5 protein-coding genes and 1 pseudogene are annotated in these 4236 nt (G+C 68.7%); 2 read left to right on the top strand and 4 right to left on the bottom strand.

The genetic code is table 11. The features are described 5' to 3' along the window. On the top strand, window positions 1–514 hold a 514-nt coding region (locus tag A9W95_RS02875; protein ID WP_156745970.1), incomplete at its 5' end, for an SAM-dependent methyltransferase. On the opposite strand, the gene sppA is transcribed toward A9W95_RS02875, so the two are convergent. After that, a complete protein-coding gene (sppA, locus tag A9W95_RS02870; RefSeq protein WP_067409132.1) occupies window positions 511–2301 on the bottom strand; it encodes a signal peptide peptidase SppA in 1791 nt (596 codons plus the stop codon). The genes A9W95_RS02875 and sppA overlap by 4 nt on opposite strands. 48 nt (window positions 2302–2349) lie before the next feature. Between sppA and A9W95_RS02865 the strand changes: the two genes are divergently transcribed. Then, window positions 2350–3273 carry an LLM class flavin-dependent oxidoreductase gene (locus tag A9W95_RS02865; RefSeq protein ID WP_067409131.1) on the top strand — a complete coding sequence of 308 codons (924 nt, stop codon included), beginning with the start codon at window positions 2350–2352 and terminating at the stop codon, window positions 3271–3273. Here A9W95_RS02865 and rplO read toward each other — a convergent pair whose 3' ends face one another. From rplO to A9W95_RS02850, 3 genes and pseudogenes are all read right to left on the bottom strand, one after another. Further along, window positions 3274–3714: a 50S ribosomal protein L15 gene (gene rplO / locus A9W95_RS02860; protein WP_067409130.1), complete on the bottom strand. Its 441-nt coding sequence runs from the start codon at window positions 3712–3714 to the stop codon at window positions 3274–3276. Further along, window positions 3711–3914, bottom strand: a complete 204-nt coding sequence (gene rpmD / locus A9W95_RS02855; RefSeq protein ID WP_067409129.1) for a 50S ribosomal protein L30 — start codon at window positions 3912–3914, stop codon at window positions 3711–3713. Before rpmD ends, rplO begins: the two co-directional genes overlap by 4 nt. Then, window positions 3911–4236, bottom strand: a pseudogene (locus A9W95_RS02850) (30S ribosomal protein S5); the annotation flags it as partial. The gene rpmD and the pseudogene A9W95_RS02850, both read right to left, overlap by 4 nt.

Below are 4236 nucleotides of genomic sequence, written 5' to 3'. Positions count from 1 at the left end.
GTTCAAGACGACCACACTGGCCGATCTGGGTGCCGAGCCCACCGCCACCCGGCGCCCCATCCCCATCGACCTGCGCGGTGACTGGCCCACCGCGCTACAGGCCGCAGGTTTCGACACCAGCGCACCGACGGCTTGGTTAGCCGAAGGCCTGCTCATCTATCTGCCGCCCGACGCGCAGGATCGGCTGTTCGACGACATCACCGCCCTCAGCGCGCCCGGCAGCACGGTCGCCACCGAATTCGTGCCCGGCATAATCGATTTCGACGCCGACAAAGTACGCGACATCTCGCCGTCGTTCCGCGACCACGGCGTCGACATCGACATGGCGTCGCTGGTGTACCCCGGGCCGCGCCACCATGTCGCGGATTACCTGCGCGCCAAGGGCTGGGACGTCGAGGGCGTCACCCGAACCGAACTGTTCCAACGGCACGGCTGCCATGTCCCTGCCCCCGAAGACGACGACCCGCTGGGCGAGATCATCTTCATCAGCGGCGGTCTGCGCCGCACCGGCTAGAACCGCGACTGGCCCAGCCAGAGCACGCGGGCACCGCTGAGGGTGTGCTCCACGTTGTCCAGCATTCCGGCCACCGAGCGAACCAGCACCGCGCCCAAGGCTTCCGGCAACCCGGCCGCGGCGGGCTGCGACGAGGTGCGCGGGCGCAGCATGTCCAGCAGCGACGAGCCCGGGTATCCGACCACGCGCACCTCGGTGTCCTCGTCCAGGCCGGCAAGCACCTTGGCGCAACGCACCGCAGTCCTAAAGCCGCCGAGTTCGTCGACCAATCCGCGCTCCTTCGCGTCGGCACCGGTCCAAACCCGGCCTCGCGCAACGGCGTCCACCGCTTCGGTGGTCAGGTTGCGGCCTTGCGCGACGCGCTCCACGAAGTCGGTGTAGATCAGGTCCGCTTCGGCTTCCCGATGCGCCTGCTGCTCGGGGGTGAAGGGCGCGTCGATCGACCACGCGTCGGCGTTGGCGTTGGTGCGCACCGTGTCCGACCGGACCCCAAGGCGGTCCTTCAGGTCGCGGACGATCAGCTTTCCGGTGATCACACCGATCGAACCGGTGATCGTCCCGGGATTGGCCACAATGGCGTCGGCGCCCATCGAGACGTAGTAGCCGCCTGAGGCCGCCACCGAACCCATCGACGCCACCACCGGCTTGCCGCGGTCGCGGGCCTTCTTCACCTCACGCCAGATGGTCTCCGATGCGGTGACCGAACCACCGGGGCTGTCCACCCGCAGCACGATGGCCGACACCGAATCGTCGGCGGCCACCTCGCGCAACGCGGCGGCGACGGTGTCACCGCCGGAGCTGGATGGGCCCAGCGGCAAGAACTGCGGCCCGCCGCGTCCACTGACAATCGTGCCCTCCACCGAGACCACGGCGATCGTCGGCTTGGACCGGCGACCGGGCATGGCCGGCACCGGCGGCGCCAACCGGGGTCGCGCCGTATTGGCATAGCGCGACAGGTACATTCGGGGCGGCTTCTCGTCCGGATCGATCGACTTCGCCGAATCCTCCTCAACGCCAACTAATTTCGCCATCCGCACGTAGGCTTCGTCGCGGAACCCGATCGTGTTGACCAGGCCCGCGGCCACCGCGTCGTCGCGCAGCAGCGGGGCGCGGTTGGCCAGGCCGTCCAGCGAATCCCGGCTGATGTGCCGCGTCTCGGCGACCGCCTGCCAGACCTGCTCCTGCAGGCTTTCCAGCATCCGGGTGACCGCCTCGCGGTGCGCCTCGGTGAAGCCGTCCTCGGTGAAAAGATTTGCCGCCGACTTGTATTCGCCGCGCGCGATGAACTGCGCTTCGATGCCGGCCTTCTCCAGCGCGTCCCGCAAGAACAGGGCGTTGCTGGCGAACCCGATCAGCCCCACGCTTCCCGACGGCTGCATCCAGACCTCGCCGAATGCCGAGGCGAGGTAGTAGGACAGCGTGCCAGGATAGGTTTCGGCCCACGCCAACGACGGCTTGACGGCGGTGAATGCTGAGATGGCCTCCCGCAGCTCCTGCACCGCGCCCACGGGTGCGGCGGAGAGTTGCACGCGTGCGATCAGCCCGGCTACCCGAGGGTCCTCGGCGGCGCGGTGCAGCGCGGCGACGGCGTCGCGCAGCGCCATGGCCCGGCCGCCGCCGGTGACGATCGCCAGCGGATCGAACCCCGTCGACTCCGGCGGGACCGAGCGCAGATCCAGCTCGAGCACACAGCCGTTGGGCACGCCGTGGTGACGGGCGGTGTCGACCCGGTTGACCAACGCGCGTACGTCGTCGACGCCGGGGAGGGAAGGCAAGAAGGCGAACATATCTGCAGCGTACCGACAGCCCGCGAATGGCCACCGTACGGTGGAGAGGTGAGGTTCTCGATCGCCATCCCACAGTTCGATTCCGACGAATTCGACGCCGACGGGCTGCGCTCGTTTTTAGCCCGCGCCGAGGAACTTGCCTTCGAAGGCGGCTGGGTGCTCGAACAGATCATCGGTGAGGCACCGTTACTGGCGCCGCTCGAGTTGTTGGCGTACGCGGCGGCCTGCACGCAGCGGTTGCGGCTGGGCGTCGGTGTCCTGGTGACCTCGCTGCACGACCCGCTGCAGCTCGCCTCGGCCGCGACGGCCGTCGACCGGCTCAGCCATGGCCGCCTCGACATCGGCGTGGCACCCGGTGGCGGACGCCGTCGCTTCGCGGCCTTCGGTGTCGAAAAGGACAGCTACATCAGCTATTTCACCGAGGGGCTGCAGTTGATGAAAGCGGCCTGGTCCGATGAGCCTCGGGTGAGCTTCCACGGCCGGTTCCGCGACGTCGACGACCTGCCGATCCAGCCCAAGCCGGTGCAGCGCCCGCACCCGCCGATCTGGTTCGGCGGGTCGGCGCCCAAGGCGCTGGCCAGGGCGGTGCGGCACGGCGATGCGTTCCTTGGTGCGGGATCCTCGACGACCGCCGACTTCGCCCAAGCCGCCGCCGCGGTACGCCGCGAACTCGACGAACAAGACAAGGACCCCGCGCGGTTCACCATCGGCAAACGGGTCTACCTGATGGTCGACGACAACGCCGACCGGGCCCGCGAACGCGTGCTCACCGGGCTGCGGTGTATCTACGGCAAGATGCCCGGCGTCGAGAACGTGCCGGTGTCGGGCACCCCCGACGACGTCGTGCGTGGCCTGGCCGAAGTGATCGACGCGGGCGCGCAGATGCTACTGCTCAACCCGGTCGGGCTCGACGTCGCGCAGAACCGCGAACAGATGGAACGCCTTGCCGCAGAGGTGATTCCGCGGCTGTGATCAGAGGTCGGTGGCGGAGCCGCCGGCCGCGGTGATCTTCTCGCGCGCGCTGCCGCTGAACTTGTGCGCGGACACCTGCACCGCGACGGACAGGTTGCCGTCGCCGAGGACCTTGACCAGAGCGTTCTTGCGAACCGCGCCCTTGGCCACCAACTCGTCGACACCCACGGTGCCGCCTTCGGGGAAGAGTCGGTTGATGTCGCCGACGTTGACCACCTGGTACTCGGTGCGGAACCGGTTGCGGAAGCCCTTCAACTTGGGCAGCCGCATGTGCAGAGGCATCTGCCCACCCTCGAAGGTCACCGGCACGTTCTTGCGGGCCTTGGTGCCCTTGACGCCACGGCCGGCGGTCTTACCTTTCGAGCCCTCACCGCGACCGACGCGGGTACGCGCAGTCTTCGAGCCCGGCGCAGGCCGCAGATCGTGCAGCTTGATCGTCACTGTGTGTTACCTCCGGAGTCAGCGGGCTCAACCTGGACCAGGTGTCGCACCACCGCGATCAGACCACGGGTCTGGGCGTTGTCCTCCCGGATCACCGAGTGGCGGATCTTGCGCAGACCCAGGGTGCGCAGGCTCTCGCGCTGCTTCCAGCGGGAGCCGATGGTGCTGCGTACCTGGGTGATTTTCAGTTGACCGCTCATGATTGTGCCCCTGCCTCGCGTGCCGCGGCCGCGCTGGCCAGCGCGTCACTTTCGCGCCGAGCCTTGAGCATGCCGGCCGGTGCGACGTCCTCGATCGGCAGACCGCGACGCGCGGCCACCTCCTCCGGACGCTGCAGCATCTTCAGCGCGGTGACGGTGGCGTGCACCACGTTGATCGCGTTGTCACTGCCCAGCGACTTGGCCAGGATGTCGTGCACGCCGGCGCATTCCAGCACCGCGCGCGCCGCACCGCCGGCGATGACACCGGTACCGGGGCTGGCGGGGCGCAACAGCACCACACCGGCCGCGGCCTCACCCTGGA

The organism is Mycobacterium sp. 1423905.2 (genome assembly GCF_001673155.1).
GTDB lineage: Bacteria > Actinomycetota > Actinomycetes > Mycobacteriales > Mycobacteriaceae > Mycobacterium.
The sequence above is the reverse complement of the archived record's forward strand: the minus strand, read 5'-3'. Positions and strand labels throughout refer to the sequence as shown.

What these genes read in the sequence shown, in the direction of transcription:
- sppA (WP_067409132.1), bottom strand. Translation starts at nt 2,301, where the DNA reads ATGTTCGCCTTCTTGCCTTCCCTCCCCGGCGTCGACGACGTACGCGCG.
- rpmD (WP_067409129.1), bottom strand. Translation starts at nt 3,914, where the DNA reads ATGAGCGGTCAACTGAAAATCACCCAGGTACGCAGCACCATCGGCTCC.